This is a genomic window from Pseudomonas sp. S30_BP2TU TE3576, from assembly GCF_050436025.1.
Taxonomy (GTDB): domain Bacteria; phylum Pseudomonadota; class Gammaproteobacteria; order Pseudomonadales; family Pseudomonadaceae; genus Aquipseudomonas.
Map to the genome: position 1 here is coordinate 4,710,530 of NZ_JBNDLK010000001.1, position 15,263 is coordinate 4,725,792.

Genomic DNA, 15,263 nt, shown 5'->3' on the forward strand with positions numbered 1-15,263 from the left:
TTGCGACCCTATATGTCGCATTGCCGTAAACCCCGGGAAAATCCGGGGTTTGCGCTATAAGAAGTTGTCGCTTGGCGGCAAGGCCGGGCTGAAAACTGTCCTTACAATCCTCACCAAGCTCGCCAGTTTCAGGCGAGTGTTTTCTCTTCAGGAGACTCCGATGTCCGTTGAGCACGCTGCGGTACAACGCGCCGATTTCGATCAGGTAATGGTTCCCAACTATGCGCCTGCCGCATTCATTCCTGTGCGTGGCGCCGGTTCCCGCGTCTGGGACCAGTCCGGTCGCGAGCTGATCGACTTCGCTGGCGGGATTGCCGTTAACGTATTGGGCCACGCGCATCCGGCGCTGGTCGGTGCCTTGACCGAGCAGGCGAACAAGCTGTGGCACGTGTCCAACGTGTTCACCAATGAGCCGGCCCTGCGCCTGGCGCATAAGTTGGTCGATGCCACCTTTGCCGACCGCGCCTTTTTCTGCAACTCCGGAGCCGAAGCCAACGAGGCCGCTTTCAAGCTGGCCCGTCGCGTTGGCTTCGACCGTTTCGGCAGCGAGAAGTACGAAATCATCGCCGCGCTCAACAGCTTCCACGGCCGTACCCTGTTCACCGTGAACGTTGGTGGCCAGTCGAAGTACTCCGATGGCTTCGGTCCGAAGATCACCGGCATCACCCACGTGCCGTACAACGATCTGGCCGCGCTGAAAGCCGCCATTTCCGACAAGACTTGCGCTGTGGTGCTGGAGCCGATCCAGGGCGAAAGCGGTGTCATCCCGGCCGAACTCGAATACCTGCAAGGTGCCCGCGAACTGTGCACCGCGCACAACGCGCTGCTGATCTTCGACGAAGTGCAAACCGGTATGGGCCGTACTGGCCATCTGTTTGCCTACCAGCATTACGGTGTGATTCCGGACATCCTGACCAGCGCCAAGAGCCTGGGCGGCGGTTTCCCGATCGCAGCCATGCTGACCACCGAAGACCTGGCCAAGCACCTGGTCGTCGGCACCCACGGCACCACTTACGGCGGCAACCCGCTGGCGTGCGCTGTCGCGGAAGCCGTGATCGACGTGGTCAACACCCCTGAAGTGCTGGCCGGCGTCAAGGCCAAGCACGACAAGTTCAAGGCGCGCCTTGAGCAGATCGGCGAAAAATACGGCCTGTTCACCAAGGTCCGTGGCATGGGCCTGTTGATCGGTTGCGTGTTGAGCGATGCCTGGAAAGGCAAGGCCAAGGACATCTTCAACGCCGCTGAAAAAGAAGGCCTGATGGTGCTGCAAGCCGGCCCGGACGTGGTGCGTTTCGCCCCAAGCCTGGTGGTGGAAGACGCCGATATCGATGCCGGTCTGGACCGCTTCGAACGTGCCGCAGCAAAACTGACGCAAGCCTGATAGACCCTTCGACGCCTGACCTTTCAGGCGTCGAACCCAATTTTGATGCCGGGCACGATCAAATGTGGGAGCGGGCTTGCTCGCGAAAGCGGTGTATCAGTCAACATTTTTACTGTCTGACCCACCGCTTTCGCGAGCAAGCCCGCTCCCACACTGATCTCTGTGTAGGCCCGGGATTTTTCTTCTGTAAGTTCTGAGATAAAGGAGTGACACCATGCTGGTGATGCGCCCCGCGCAAATGGCTGATCTGGGCGAGGTACAGCGTCTGGCTGCGGACAGTCCGATTGGTGTCACTTCCTTGCCGGATGACGTTGAGCGCCTGAGCGACAAGATCGCGGCAAGCGAAGCTTCGTTCGCCGCCGAAGTGAGTTTCAACGGTGAGGAAAGCTATTTCTTCGTCCTCGAAGACTCTACCACCGGCAAGCTGGTCGGTTGCTCGGCCATCGTGGCATCGGCCGGTTATTCCGAGCCGTTCTACAGCTTCCGCAACGAAACGTTCGTGCACGCTTCCCGCGAGCTGAAGATTCACAACAAGATCCACGTGCTCTCGCAGTGCCACGACCTGACCGGCAACAGCTTGCTGACCAGTTTCTACGTGCAGCGCGAGCTGGTGGGTTCGCCTTGGGCCGAACTCAATTCCCGTGGTCGTTTGCTGTTCGTGGCCAGCCATCCGGAGCGTTTTGCCGATTCCGTGGTGACCGAGATCGTCGGTTACAGCGATGAAAACGGCGACTCGCCATTCTGGGATGCCATCGGTCGTAATTTCTTCGATCTCAACTACGCCGAAGCCGAGCGTCTGTGCGGGCTGAAAAGCCGTACGTTCCTCGCCGAACTGATGCCGCATTACCCGATCTACGTGCCACTGCTGCCGGACTCCGCGCAAGAAGCGATGGGCCAGGTGCACCCGCGGGCGCAGATCACCTTCGACATCCTGATGCGCGAAGGCTTCGAGACCGATCACTACATCGACATCTTTGACGGTGGCCCGACGTTGCATGCCCGTGTCTCGGGGATCCGTTCGATTGCCCAGAGCCGTGTGGTGCCGGTGAAGATCGGTGAGCCGGTCAAAGGTGTCGGTCGCCAGTACCTGGTCGCCAATGCCCAGTTGCAGGACTACCGCGCGGTCATGCTCGAGCTTGACTACGCACCGGGCAAACCGGTGACCCTGGATCTGGAAGCGGCCGAAGCCCTGGGCGTCGGTGAAGGTGCCAGCGTGCGCCTGGTGGCGGTTTAACACCTGCTTTAAAGAATGCTTAGAAAGCAGCGAGTTTCACGGGTGGCGCTAGCGGCCCGTTTGAGGAGATAGCATGATCGTTCGTCCCGTACGCAGCAGCGATTTACCCGCTCTGATCGACCTGGCCCGCAGCACCGGCACCGGCCTGACCACCTTGCCGGCCAACGAAGAACGTCTGGCCCATCGGGTCGGCTGGGCCGAGAAGACCTTTCGTGGCGAAGCCGGGCGGGGCGACGCGGACTACCTGTTCGTGCTCGAAGACGACAACGCTCGTGTGGTGGGCATTTCCGCCATTGCCGGCGCTGTCGGCCTGCGTGAGCCCTGGTACAACTTCCGGGTTGGTCTGACGGTCAGCGCTTCGCAAGAGCTGAACATCTATCGCGAAATCCCGACGCTGTTCCTGGCCAACGACCTGACCGGTAACTCGGAGCTGTGCTCGCTGTTCCTGCACGCCGATTACCGCAGCGGCCTCAACGGTCGCATGCTGTCCAAGGCGCGGATGCTGTTCATCGCCGAATTTCCGCAACTGTTCGGCAACAAGATCATTGCCGAAATGCGTGGTGTTTCCGACGAAGCCGGACGTTCGCCGTTCTGGGAAAGCCTGGGGCGACACTTCTTCAAGATGGAATTCAGCCAGGCCGATTACCTGACTGGCGTGGGCAACAAGGCGTTCATCGCCGAACTGATGCCGAAATTCCCGCTGTACACCTGCTTCCTGTCGCCGGAGGCGCGCAGCGTGATCGGTCAGGTTCACCCGGACACCGAGCCGGCGCTGGCCATGCTCAAGAGCGAAGGTTTCAGCTACCAGGGCTACGTCGACATTTTCGACGCAGGTCCTGCCATCGAGTGCGAAACCGGCAAGATCCGCGCAGTACGTGACAGCCAGGCGCTGGTGCTGGCCGTCGGCACACCGGGTGACGACGCCACGCCATTCATCATTCACAACCGCAAGCGCGAGGACTGCCGCATCACTGCTGCGCCGGCACGTCTGGCCGCCGGCACCCTGGTGGTTGATCCGCAGACCGCCAAACGTCTTCAACTCAACGCAGGCGATCAAGTGCGCGCCGTGGCGTTGTCCGCAGCTCGGGAGTCGAAATAATGAAGTCGCTTTACATCGCAGGTGAATGGCTGGCAGGTGGGGGCGAAGCCTTCGAGTCGCTGAACCCGGTGACCCAGCAGGTGCTGTGGTCCGGCGCCGGTGCCACCGCCGCTCAGGTCGAGTCGGCTGTGCAGGCGGCGCGCCAGGCGTTTCCGGGCTGGGCGCGGCGTACCCTGGAAGAGCGTATCTCGGTGCTGGAAGCCTTTGCTGCCGCGCTGAAGAATCATGCGGACGAACTGGCTCGCACTATCGGCGAAGAAACCGGCAAACCCCTGTGGGAAGCGGCGACCGAAGTCACCAGCATGGTCAACAAGATTGCCATCTCGGTGCAGAGCTACCGCGAGCGCACCGGCGAGAAGAGCGGCCCGCTGGGCGACGCCACCGCTGTACTGCGCCACAAACCCCACGGTGTGGTGGCAGTGTTCGGTCCTTACAACTTCCCGGGGCACTTGCCCAACGGCCATATCGTACCGGCACTGCTGGCCGGTAACAGCGTGCTGTTCAAACCAAGCGAACTGACACCGAAAGTGGCCGAACTGACGGTCAAGTGCTGGATCGAGGCCGGTCTGCCGGCCGGCGTGTTGAACCTGCTGCAAGGCGCTCGCGAAACCGGTATCGCCCTGGCGGCGAACCCGGGCATCGACGGTCTGTTTTTCACCGGCTCCAGCCGCACCGGTAATCATCTGCACCAGCAATTCGCCGGTCGTCCGGACAAGATCCTCGCGCTGGAAATGGGCGGTAACAACCCACTGGTGGTCGATCAGGTCGCCGACCTCGATGCCGCGGTGTACACCATCATCCAGTCGGCCTTCATCTCTGCCGGCCAGCGTTGCACCTGCGCCCGCCGCTTGCTGGTGCCGCAAGGTGCCTGGGGCGACACGTTGCTGGCGCGCCTGGTGGCGGTCAGCGCGACCATCGAAGTCGGTGCTTTCGATCAGCAACCGGCGCCGTTCATGGGCTCGGTGGTTTCTCTTGGCGCGGCAAAAGCGTTGATGGAGGCGCAGGAACACCTGCTGGCCAATGGCGCCGTGGCGCTGCTGGAAATGACTCAGCCTCAGGCCCGGTCGGCCTTGCTGACTCCGGGTATCCTGGATGTGACCGCCGTCGCCGATCGTCCTGACGAAGAGCTGTTCGGCCCGTTGCTGCAAGTGATCCGCTACGCTGATTTTGAGGCGGCGATCGCTGAAGCCAACGACACCGCCTACGGATTGGCCGCCGGTCTGCTGTCGGACTCCGAAGCGCGTTACCAGCAATTCTGGCTGGAAAGCCGCGCCGGTATCGTCAACTGGAACAAGCAGCTGACGGGGGCGGCAAGCAGCGCGCCATTCGGCGGCGTCGGCGCCTCGGGCAACCATCGCGCCAGTGCCTACTACGCGGCAGATTACTGCGCGTACCCGGTGGCCTCGCTGGAAACGCCGAGCCTGGTGATGCCTGCGGCTCTCACGCCTGGCGTGAAAATGGCGTAGCGCCCATTCGCGGGCAAGCCCGCTCCCACAAGGACTGCGTCGAACACAAAATTTGTGAACACCGCTGAACCTGTGGGAGCGGGCTTGCCCGCGAAGGCCGCGACCCGGTCTTACTCAATTGTTACTAGAAGCCTATAACAACAGATTCTCGTGGAGCCTCGCTGATGAAATCCTATGAAGTCAATTTTGACGGTCTAGTGGGGCCGACCCATAACTACGGCGGCCTGTCCTACGGCAACGTCGCGTCCCAGAGCAACAGCCAGCAGTCTTCCAACCCGAAGGAAGCGGCGCTGCAAGGCCTGGCGAAGATGAAAGCGCTGATGGAAATGGGTTTCCAGCAAGGCGTGCTGGCACCGCAAGAGCGCCCGGATGTGGCCGCACTGCGTCGCCTGGGCTTTGGCGGCACCGATGCGCAGGTGATCGAGCGTGCGGCCAAAGACGCGATGCCGCTGCTGGTGGCCAGTTGCTCGGCGTCGAGCATGTGGGTGGCCAACGCCGCCACGGTCAGCCCGAGCGCCGACACCGCTGACGGTCGCGTGCATTTCACTGCCGCCAACCTCAACTGCAAATATCACCGCAGCATCGAACACCCGACCACCAGCCGCGTACTGGGGGCAATGTTCGCTGATAAGAAGCACTTCGCCCACCATGCCGCCTTGCCGGCCGTGGCGCAGTTCGGTGACGAAGGCGCAGCCAACCACACGCGTTTCTGCCGCGAGTACGGCGGAGCCGGCGTCGAGTTCTTCGTCTTCGGTCGCAGCGCATTCGACACCCGCTACCCGGCACCGCAGAAGTACCCGGCGCGCCAGACCCTCGAGGCATCCCAGGCCGTGGCCCGCTTGCACGGCTTGAGCGATGACGGCGTGGTCTATGCCCAGCAGAACCCGGCGGTGATCGATCAGGGCGTGTTCCACAACGACGTGATCGCGGTCGGCAACGGTGAAGTGCTGTTCTATCACGAGGACGCATTCCTCGAGACCGAACAGATGCTGGCTGAGCTGCAAAGCAAGCTCGCCAAAGTCGGTGGGAAATTTCAGTCGATCTGTGTACCGCGTTCCGCAGTAAGCGTGGACGATGCGGTTCGTTCCTACCTGTTCAATAGCCAGCTGCTGTCGCGTCCTGACGGCTCCATGCTATTGATCGTGCCGGAAGAATGCCGTGGCAACGAGCGTGTCTGGCAGTACCTGCAAGGGTTGACCAGCTCCGGCGGCCTGATCCGCGAAGTGAAAGTCTTCGATCTCAAGCAGAGCATGCAGAACGGTGGTGGCCCGGCTTGCCTGCGGTTGCGCGTCGCACTCAACGAAACCGAACTGGCGGCCGTCAACCCAGGGGTTATCATGACGGCACCGTTGTACGGCACTCTGACCGAATGGGTCGAGAAGCACTACCGCGACCGCATGACCGAAAACGATCTGGCGGACCCGCAATTGCTGCTTGAGTGCCGGACGGCACTGGATGAACTGACGCAAATCCTTAAACTGGGCGCGGTTTATCCATTCCAGATCAATTGATCGACGGCGCGCCGCCTGATACGGCAGCGCGCTGCTTCATCTCCAATGAGAGCGTAAAGATATGAGCGATACCCTGCAGCTGATCCTTGAAGACACCGACGGCACGCAACTGGAAACGTCCTGCACCCGCGTCGCGGTCATGTGGCAAGGCAAAGAGCTGTGGATCCAGCAGGATGGCCGAGGCCAATTGCTGATCGGCGTGGACGTCGAAGAAGGCGATGCCGAATACGCCAACCTGCTGTTACGCCCATTGGCGACTAATCTGGTAAGTCTGCAACTGGAGATGGAACCGGCTGACCTCACCGACGATGAGGAACACGTTCACGGCCCGGATTGCAACCACGACCACTAAGGAAACCGCTCTATGCTCGCCCTCGGCAAACTGCTTGAACTGACCCTCGCCGGCCGTGAACCGGCGGAGAAGACTCAACTGACTGTCGACGGCGTGCGCATGCGCTGGTTGAGCGAAGGTGCGCTGGAAGTCCGGCCACCTGAGGCGCGTGACAATGGCCTGGACTTGCTGCTGTCGGCGGGGATCCACGGCAACGAAACAGCGCCGATCGAGTTGCTCGATCGCCTGTTGCACGACATTGCCCGCGGCGACCTGAAGCCGCGTGCACGTATTCTGTTCCTGTTCGGCAATCCTGAAGCGATTCGCAAAGGCGAGCGTTTTATCGAGCAGGACGTCAATCGGCTGTTCAACGGCCGTCATGAACAAAGCAGCGGCTCTGAAGCCTTGCGCGCCTGTGAACTGGAGCGTCTGGCTGCGAGTTTCTTCAGCCTGCCGGACCGTCGGCGTCTGCATTACGACCTGCACACGGCAATTCGTGGCTCGAAAATCGAGCAATTTGCCTTGTATCCGTGGAAGGAAGGCCGCCAGCATTCCCGCCTGGAACTGGCACGCCTGCGTGCCGCCGGCATGGAAGCGGTGTTGCTGCAGAACAAGCCGTCCATCGTGTTCAGCGCCTACACCTACGACAAGCTCGGTGCCGAGGCCTTCACCCTGGAGCTTGGCAAGGCGCGGCCGTTCGGGCAGAACGCCGGGGTCAATGTCTCGCTGCTGGAGAGAAGCCTCAAGCAGATCATCGAAGACACCGAACCGGAAATGACTGGCGAAGCACTGGACGGTTTGCAGCTTTATAGCGTGGCGCGGGAAATCATCAAGCACAGTGACAGTTTCCGCCTGAACCTGCCGGCGGACATCGAGAACTTTTCGGAGCTGGAAGTGGGTTACCTGCTGGCGGAAGACATCGCCAACACCCGCTGGGTCATTGAAGAAGAGGGCGCCCGGATCATCTTCCCGAACCCCAAAGTCAAGAATGGTTTGCGTGCCGGCATCCTGGTCGTGCCGACCACCGACGAAAACCTGGCCTGAAATCAGCGTAGAACCAATGTGGGAGCGGGCTTGCTCGCGAAGACGGTGGCACATCCAGCATCGATGTGACTGTTACACCGCTTTCGCGAGCAAGCCCGCTCCCACATTTGGTTTTGGGTGAGGCCATAGACCTTACTTGTGTTTTAGACCGCTACCGCACGCGGCTCGCTGCGACGCAGCGCACGCACCTTGTGCAGCGTATCCGCACACGTTTTCGCCGCTTCCTGACCTTTATGCACGAAGTGCTCGAAGAAGAACTTCTGGTGCTCTTCGCCGGCATGGAAGTGGTGCGGGGTCAGGGACACCGAGAACACCGGCACTTCGGTTTCCAGTTGAACCTGCATCAGGCCGCTGACCACCGACTGGGCAACGAACTCGTGACGGTAGATCCCGCCGTCCACCACCAGGGCGGCCGCGACGATGCCGGCATAACGACCGGACTTGGCCAGCAACTTGGCGTGCAGGGGCATTTCAAAGGCGCCGCCGACTTCGAAGAAGTCGATGTCGGATTCCTGATAACCCTGGGCAATCATTTCGGCGAGGAAACCTTTACGGCTCTGATCGACGATTTCCTTGTGCCAGCAGGCCTGGATGAACGCAACGCGCTCGCCGTGATGGTTTTTGCTTTTGCTGTCGATTGCGGTGGGTTGCATGTTCTGACTCCTGTTTGTGTGAAAAACAGGGCGTTATGAATCGAAGGGGATTTGAGGGTACGCAGGCACGAGTGCCTACGGACGGCGCTTTGGTATAGAGCTAGGCGCCGTCAATCCCGTTCTCTCTTCATCCGGACTATGACCGTCGGCCCCGGGATCACACCGGGTCTGCTGACCTTGCTGCCAGGCACTGCCGAAGCCGTGCTGTCACCAAGCGCTCGCGGGCTATGCGCATTGCGCGCAATTACCGCCGGTGGGGAGTTGCACCCCGCCCTGAGAACGTTTTTGCCGCCGGAATGTTTGGCGGCGCAGCGTTTTTATCACATATTTGCGGTATGCGCATGGCCAATACCGGTCAGTCAAGGTGTGGAACCTGTGGGAGCGGGCTTGCTCGCGAAGACGGTTTAATATCCAACACAAATGTCGACTGTCAGTCCGCCTTCGCGAGCAAGCCCGCTCCCACATGGGCGCAATTGGCCTTTTACTCGTTCAAGGGTTGATTAATCGTCGCCATGCCCGCAGTAATTCTTTCCTGAAAGGGAATTCCCCTGCTTACCGAGGCCAGATTCATGAGCGTTATCGATCTTCGTAGCGACACCGTCACCCAACCTTCCGCCGGTATGCTCGACGCGATGGCCAAGGCCGTCACCGGTGACGACGTGTATGGCGAAGACCCGACGGTCAATCACCTGGAGGCCGAACTGGCCAAGCGCCTGGGTTTTGCCGCGGCGCTGTTCGTGCCGACGGGCACCATGAGCAACCTGTTGGGTTTGATGGCCCACTGCGAACGCGGTGACGAGTACATTGTTGGCCAGCAGGCCCATACCTATAAATATGAAGGTGGCGGCGCAGCGGTGCTCGGCTCGATCCAGCCGCAGCCGCTGGAAGTGCAGGCCGATGGTTCGCTGGATCTGGCGCAGGTCGCGGCGGCGATCAAGCCGGATGACTTCCATTTCGCCCGCACCCGTTTGCTGGCGCTGGAAAACACCATGCAGGGCAAGGTCCTGCCGCTGGAATACCTGGCACGGGCGCGTAGTTTTACTCGCGAACATGGCTTGCAACTGCACCTGGACGGCGCACGCCTGTACAACGCGGCGGTGAAACTGGGTGTCGATGCCCGGGAAATTACCCAGTATTTCGATTCCGTCTCGGTGTGCCTGTCAAAAGGGTTGGGCGCCCCGGTGGGTTCGGTACTGTGCGGCTCGGTGGCGTTGATCGGCAAGGCGCGGCGCCTGCGCAAGATGGTCGGTGGCGGCATGCGTCAGGCCGGGATTCTGGCGGCGGCAGGCCTGTACGCGCTGGATCACAACGTTCAGCGCCTGGCCGATGACCATGCCAATGCGCAATCGCTGGCCGAAGGCTTGCGTGCCGCGGGCTTCGATGTGGAGCCGGTACAAACCAACATGGTTTACGTACAGATGGGTGACAAGGCGGAGGCGATCAAGGCGTTTGCCGGTGAACGCGGGATTAAGCTCAGTGCCGCCGCTCGTCTGCGCATGGTCACGCACATGGACATCAACCGTGCGCAAATCGAGCAAGTCGTCGCGACATTCGTCGACTTTTCGCGCAAGTGATAGCGTTAGCGCTTCAATTGACTGTTTCTATCGTATAAACACGCTGTACCCCGCGCGCAGGGCCGATATAATGCGGCCCTTTGCCGTCGCTTCGTCTGTTGACGTTTCGAACAGGCCTTTGGCCGCAGCCTCCGTGGAAGAACCTAATGAAAAGCGCAGAAATCCGTGAAGCCTTCCTTCGCTTCTTCGAAGAGCAAGGCCACACCCGTGTAGCCTCCAGCTCTTTGATTCCGGGCAACGACCCAACCCTGCTGTTCACTAACGCGGGGATGAACCAGTTCAAGGACTGCTTCCTGGGCCAGGAAAAGCGCGCGTACACCCGCGCGGTCAGCAGCCAGAAATGCGTGCGCGCCGGCGGCAAGCACAACGACCTGGAAAACGTCGGTTATACCGCTCGTCACCACACCTTCTTCGAAATGCTGGGTAACTTCAGCTTTGGCGATTATTTCAAGCGTGATGCCATCAGCTACGCCTGGAACTTCCTGACTTCCGACAAATGGCTGAACCTGCCGAAGGAAAAGCTCTGGGTCACCGTTTACGCCAGCGATGACGAGGCGTACGACATCTGGACCAAGGACATCGGGGTTCCGGCCGAGCGCATGGTGCGCATCGGCGACAACAAGGGCGCGCCGTACGCTTCCGATAACTTCTGGACCATGGGCGATACCGGCCCGTGCGGTCCTTGCACCGAGATTTTCTACGATCACGGCGCCGACATCTGGGGCGGCCCACCGGGCTCGCCGGAAGAAGACGGCGATCGTTACATCGAAATCTGGAACAACGTGTTCATGCAGTTCAATCGCACCGCCGATGGCGTGTTGCATCCACTGCCAGCGCCGTCGGTGGACACCGGCATGGGCCTGGAGCGGATCAGTGCCGTGCTGCAGCACGTTCACTCGAACTATGAGATCGACCTGTTCCAGAGCCTGCTGAATGCAGCGGCCAAGGCTGTCGGTTGCACCAACGACGCCCAGGCTTCGCTGAAAGTGGTGGCCGACCACATCCGCTCCTGCGGTTTCCTGATCGCCGACGGCGTGCTGCCATCCAACGAAGGCCGCGGCTACGTGCTGCGCCGGATCATCCGTCGCGCCTGCCGTCACGGTAACAAACTGGGTGCCAAGGGCAGTTTCTTCTATCAGATCGTTGCGGCCCTGGTTGCCGAGATGGGCGAAGCCTTCCCAGAGCTGAAATCCCAGCAGGCGCACATCGAGCGCGTACTGAAAGCCGAAGAAGAGCAGTTCGCCAAGACCCTGGAGCAGGGCCTGAAGATCCTCGAGCAGGATCTGGCTGAACTGAAAGGCGACGTGGTACCGGGCGACGTGGTATTCAAGCTCTACGACACCTACGGTTTCCCGATGGACCTGACCGGCGACATCGCTCGCGAGCGCAGCCTGACCATCGACGAAGAAGGTTTCGAACGTGAAATGGAAGCCCAGCGCGTCCGTGCCCGTTCCGCCAGCTCCTTCGGCATGGACTACAACAGCCTGGTCAAGGTCGATGTGGCCACCGAGTTCACCGGTTACACCGCTCACAGCGGTTCCGCCAAAATCGTTGCTATCTATAAAGACGGGCAATCGGTTGACGTACTGAGCGAAGGCGAAGAGGGCGTGGTCGTTCTCAATCAGACGCCGTTCTATGCGGAATCCGGTGGCCAGATTGGTGATTGCGGCTTCCTCCAGGCTGGCGCCGCGCGTTTCGACGTGCGCGACACCACCAAGACCGGTGGTGCGTTCCTGCACCACGGCGTACTGGATTCGGGCAGCCTGATCGTAGGTACTCCGGTGGAGACTCATGTCGACGCCGAAGTGCGTCACGCGACTTCGCTGAACCACTCGGCGACTCACTTGCTGCACGCCGCATTGCGTCAGGTGCTGGGCGATCACGTTCAGCAGAAAGGTTCGTTGGTCGACAGTCAGCGCCTGCGCTTTGACTTCAGCCACTTTGAAGCGATCAAGCCTGAGCAACTGAAAGCGCTGGAAGACATTGTCAACGCCGAGATTCGCAAGAATTCCGAGGTTGAAACCGAAGAAACCGATATCGAAACCGCCAAGCAAAAAGGCGCCATGGCGCTGTTCGGCGAGAAGTACGGCGACAGCGTGCGCGTACTGAGTATGGGTGACTTCTCGGTCGAGCTGTGCGGCGGTATCCACGCCAATCGTACCGGCGACATCGGCCTGCTGAAAATCATCAGCGAAGGCGGTGTGGCATCGGGTGTGCGTCGTATTGAAGCCGTCACCGGTGCTGCGGCACTGGCCTACTTGAACGCGGCGGAAGAACAACTCAAGGAAGCGGCGAACCTGGTCAAGGGCAGCCGCGACAACCTGATCGACAAGCTGTCGGCTGTGCTGGAGCGCAATCGTCTGCTGGAGAAGCAACTCGAGCAGTTGCAAGCCAAGGCTGCCAGTGCCGCGGGCGACGATCTGTCGGCCCAGGCGCTGGACGTCAAGGACGTGAAAGTGCTGGCCGTGCGTCTGGACGGTCAGGATGGCAAGGCGCTGCTGGCGCTGGTCGATCAACTGAAAAACAAACTCGGCCGCGCAGTGATCCTGCTCGGCAGTGTCCATGAGGAAAAGGTCGTTCTGGTTGCAGGCGTAACCAAAGACCTGACTGGCCAACTCAAAGCCGGTGATTTGATGAAGCAAGCCGCTGCGGCAGTGGGCGGGAAGGGCGGTGGTCGTCCAGACATGGCGCAGGGCGGCGGTACCGACGCTGGCGCACTGGACGCAGCATTGGCCCTGACCGTTCCGTTTGTAGAGCAGGGTCTATAAGGCAGTGATTGCGGCCCGCAGTCTAGTGGTGGGCCGCAACGCTGTTTGAGTGATTATTTGGGCGCCCTTCATGGGCAGAGGCGGCTTTGAAATGGCTTTGATCGTACAGAAATTTGGAGGCACCTCGGTCGGCACTGTCGAGAGAATCGAGCAGGTCGCCGACAAGGTTAAGAAATTCCGCGATGCCGGCGATGACCTGGTGGTTGTGCTGTCTGCAATGAGCGGCGAAACCAACCGTCTGATCGATCTGGCCAAGCAAATCAGTGGCGACGGCCAACCGGTTCCGCGTGAGCTGGACGTGATCGTCTCCACCGGTGAGCAGGTGACGATTGCCCTGTTGGCCATGGCGCTGATCAAGCGTGGCGTGCCGGCGGTGTCGTACACCGGTAATCAGGTGCGGATTCTCACGGATAGTGCGCACAATAAAGCGCGTATCTTGCAGATTGATGACCAGAAGATTCGCGGTGACCTGAAGGCAGGTCGTGTGGTGGTTGTCGCCGGTTTCCAGGGCGTCGACGAGCACGGCAACATCACCACCCTCGGTCGTGGCGGTTCCGACACCACCGGCGTGGCGCTGGCGGCAGCCCTGAAGGCTGACGAATGCCAGATCTACACCGACGTCGACGGCGTCTACACCACCGATCCGCGTGTGGTGTCCGTGGCTCAGCGCCTGGACAAGATCACCTTCGAAGAGATGCTGGAAATGGCCAGTCTCGGTTCCAAGGTATTGCAGATCCGTGCGGTCGAGTTCGCCGGCAAGTACAACGTTCCGCTGCGCGTACTGCACAGCTTCAAGGAGGGTCCGGGCACCCTCATTACTATTGATGAAGAGGAAACCATGGAACAGCCGATCATTTCCGGTATCGCTTTCAACCGCGATGAAGCCAAGCTGACCATCCGTGGCGTGCCTGACATCCCGGGCGTTGCCTTCAAGATTCTCGGCCCGATCAGTGCCGCGAACATCGAAGTCGACATGATCGTGCAGAACGTTGCGCACGATAACACCACCGACTTCACCTTCACCGTGCACCGCAACGACTACCAGGCGGCGCAAACCGTGCTGGAAAAAACCGCTAGCGAACTGGGTGCCCGTGAAGTCGTTGGCGACACCAAGATTGCCAAGGTGTCGATCGTCGGCGTTGGCATGCGTTCTCACGCAGGCGTGGCCAGCCGTATGTTCGAATCCCTGGCCAAGGAAAGCATCAACATCCAGATGATCTCGACCTCGGAAATCAAAGTCTCCGTAGTGATCGAAGAGAAGTACCTGGAACTGGCTGTGCGCGCTCTGCACACGGCTTTCGAACTGGACGCACCGGCCTCCCAGGGCGAGTGATGCGTTTGCCAAAAGGCGCGGTCTGACCGCGCCTTTTGTTTTTTTGAATGGCGGGGCTCCCGAGACTGTTCTTTTGCTCGCGCTAGTCAATACTCAGGCATGTAGGGCTGCGACCGCTCCGGTTGTGGGTCGAGTGCCTTTTTTTTGCAGACTGTTGTCCCTGAAATGAAATGCGTGAGGAGAAAGGTATGCTGATTCTGACTCGTCGGTGCGCAGAAAGCCTGATTATCGGTGATGGCGAAATCACCGTGACCGTGCTCGGCGTCAAAGGAAATCAAGTGCGCATCGGTGTTAATGCTCCCAAGGAGGTGGCTGTTCACCGGGAAGAAATTTACCTGCGTATCAAGAAAGAGAAGGACGAAGAACCAAGCCATTAATTTTTATCGTTTTTTATGTTTGCAAACGGGGAAGAAGCTGGTTAATATACGCCCCGTGTTGCGGAGAGCTGGCCGAGTGGCCGAAGGCGCTCCCCTGCTAAGGGAGTACACCTCAAAAGGGTGTCGGGGGTTCGAATCCCCCGTTCTCCGCCATTATTTGCGTAGTACGTTGTAATCTGGCTTTTTCGGTAAGTTGTTGAAATTACTAGAAAAAGTGTTTGACATAGAGATTAGACGGCCTATAATGCGCGGCAACAAATGCACTCGTAGCTCAGCTGGATAGAGTACTCGGCTACGAACCGAGCGGTCACAGGTTCGAATCCTGTCGAGTGCACCATTTAAGAGTTATTTATAGCAATGTAAGTAACTTGGCTCCAACCAGTTGTGATCTGGTCTAAAACCACAAATTGCACTCGTAGCTCAGCTGGATAGAGTACTCGGCTACGAACCGAGCGGTCACAGGTTCGAATCCTGTCGAGTGCACCATACAAC

12 protein-coding genes, 3 tRNA genes and 1 riboswitch are annotated in these 15,263 nt (G+C 59.9%); of the genes, 14 read left to right on the forward strand and 1 reads right to left on the reverse strand.

Annotated features, from left to right (window positions below):
- The first annotated feature begins 160 nt into the window (after positions 1-160).
- The 7 genes from ABIA48_RS21475 (at position 161) to astE (ending at position 8,066) form a co-directional block, all read left to right on the forward strand.
- Entirely contained in the window at positions 161-1,381 is a 1,221-nt protein-coding gene (locus ABIA48_RS21475) for an aspartate aminotransferase family protein (RefSeq protein WP_429491172.1), read from the forward strand.
- Between the two features lie 214 nt (positions 1,382-1,595).
- A complete protein-coding gene (gene aruF / locus ABIA48_RS21480) occupies positions 1,596-2,615 on the forward strand; it encodes an arginine/ornithine succinyltransferase subunit alpha (protein WP_102669988.1) in 1,020 nt (339 codons plus the stop codon).
- 73 nt (positions 2,616-2,688) lie between these two features.
- Positions 2,689-3,714 carry an arginine N-succinyltransferase gene (gene astA / locus ABIA48_RS21485; protein ID WP_429491175.1) on the forward strand — a complete coding sequence of 342 codons (1,026 nt, stop codon included), beginning with the start codon at positions 2,689-2,691 and terminating at the stop codon, positions 3,712-3,714.
- On the forward strand, positions 3,711-5,180 hold the full coding sequence (astD, locus tag ABIA48_RS21490) for a succinylglutamate-semialdehyde dehydrogenase (protein ID WP_429492907.1): 1,470 nt from the start codon (positions 3,711-3,713) through the stop codon (positions 5,178-5,180). The genes astA and astD overlap by 4 nt, the downstream gene beginning before the upstream one ends.
- A 164-nt stretch (positions 5,181-5,344) precedes the next feature.
- Positions 5,345-6,691: an N-succinylarginine dihydrolase gene (astB, locus tag ABIA48_RS21495; RefSeq protein ID WP_429491177.1), complete on the forward strand. Its 1,347-nt coding sequence runs from the start codon at positions 5,345-5,347 to the stop codon at positions 6,689-6,691.
- Positions 6,692-6,752: 61 nt separating this feature from the next.
- Entirely contained in the window at positions 6,753-7,043 is a 291-nt protein-coding gene (locus tag ABIA48_RS21500) for a hypothetical protein (protein WP_007992779.1), read from the forward strand.
- A 12-nt stretch (positions 7,044-7,055) separates the two neighbouring features.
- Complete coding sequence (gene astE / locus ABIA48_RS21505; RefSeq protein ID WP_429491180.1) at positions 7,056-8,066, forward strand: succinylglutamate desuccinylase; 1,011 nt, start codon at positions 7,056-7,058, stop codon at positions 8,064-8,066.
- 143 nt (positions 8,067-8,209) lie between these two features.
- Here astE and ABIA48_RS21510 read toward each other — a convergent pair whose 3' ends face one another.
- Entirely contained in the window at positions 8,210-8,719 is a 510-nt protein-coding gene (locus ABIA48_RS21510) for a 6,7-dimethyl-8-ribityllumazine synthase (protein WP_007992781.1), read from the reverse strand.
- A 114-nt stretch (positions 8,720-8,833) separates the two neighbouring features.
- Positions 8,834-9,004, reverse strand: a riboswitch (FMN riboswitch).
- Between the two features lie 284 nt (positions 9,005-9,288).
- On the opposite strand from ABIA48_RS21510, the gene ltaE reads away from it, so the two are divergent.
- The 7 genes from ltaE to ABIA48_RS21545 all read left to right on the forward strand — a co-directional run bounded on the left by ltaE (position 9,289) and on the right by ABIA48_RS21545 (position 15,257).
- On the forward strand, positions 9,289-10,293 hold the full coding sequence (gene ltaE / locus ABIA48_RS21515) for a low-specificity L-threonine aldolase (RefSeq protein ID WP_429491182.1): 1,005 nt from the start codon (positions 9,289-9,291) through the stop codon (positions 10,291-10,293).
- Positions 10,294-10,439: 146 nt separating this feature from the next.
- Positions 10,440-13,061: an alanine--tRNA ligase gene (gene alaS, locus ABIA48_RS21520; protein WP_429491184.1), complete on the forward strand. Its 2,622-nt coding sequence runs from the start codon at positions 10,440-10,442 to the stop codon at positions 13,059-13,061.
- A gap of 91 nt (positions 13,062-13,152) precedes the next feature.
- Positions 13,153-14,394 carry an aspartate kinase gene (locus ABIA48_RS21525; protein ID WP_429491186.1) on the forward strand — a complete coding sequence of 414 codons (1,242 nt, stop codon included), beginning with the start codon at positions 13,153-13,155 and terminating at the stop codon, positions 14,392-14,394.
- A 188-nt stretch (positions 14,395-14,582) separates the two neighbouring features.
- Positions 14,583-14,771, forward strand: a complete 189-nt coding sequence (csrA, locus tag ABIA48_RS21530; protein WP_002554426.1) for a carbon storage regulator CsrA — start codon at positions 14,583-14,585, stop codon at positions 14,769-14,771.
- A gap of 62 nt (positions 14,772-14,833) precedes the next feature.
- Positions 14,834-14,924: transfer RNA gene (locus ABIA48_RS21535), tRNA-Ser, on the forward strand.
- A gap of 107 nt (positions 14,925-15,031) precedes the next feature.
- Positions 15,032-15,108, forward strand: a tRNA-Arg gene (locus ABIA48_RS21540).
- Between the two features lie 72 nt (positions 15,109-15,180).
- Positions 15,181-15,257: transfer RNA gene (locus ABIA48_RS21545), tRNA-Arg, on the forward strand.
- Positions 15,258-15,263 lie beyond the last annotated feature (6 nt).